The organism is Desulfosporosinus metallidurans (assembly GCF_001936615.1).
Taxonomy (GTDB): Bacteria; Bacillota; Desulfitobacteriia; order Desulfitobacteriales; family Desulfitobacteriaceae; genus Desulfosporosinus; species Desulfosporosinus metallidurans.
Genome location: NZ_MLBF01000206.1, coordinates 1 through 412, shown reverse-complemented (window position 1 = coordinate 412; position 412 = coordinate 1). Strand labels below are relative to the sequence as shown.

At 45.1% G+C, this 412-nt stretch carries 1 protein-coding gene; it reads left to right on the top strand.

All coding sequences use genetic code 11. The features are described 5' to 3' along the window. On the top strand, positions 1 to 412 hold a 412-nt coding region (locus tag DSOL_RS26405), incomplete at both ends, for a B12-binding domain-containing protein (RefSeq protein ID WP_170871641.1).

Here is a 412-nt window from a genome sequence, read left to right as displayed (position 1 = left end):
TGGCAAACCTTGAAGAACTGTCAAAAAGCGTAATAAGTGGCAATCTCGCCAAAGTAAAAAAGTTAACACAAGCTCTTATTGACGAAGCACTTGCACCTTTGGATATCATCAATCAGGGGTTAATTGCAGGGATGGGCGTAGTGGGTGCCCGGTTTAAGAACGGGGAAATGTATGTTCCAGAAGTTCTAGTTGCCGCGAGAGCCATGAGTGCAGGGATTGAAATGGTAAAACCTTTGCTTGTAGATCAAGAAATGCCTTCAGCGGGCAAGGTCTTGTTGGGTACTGTAAAGGGCGACCTCCACGATATCGGGAAGAATTTGGTGGGGATGATGCTCGAAAGTAGAGGATATACCGTCATTAACGCCGGAATCGATGTTTCTCCGGAGAAATTCGTACAAGCAATTAAAGAACA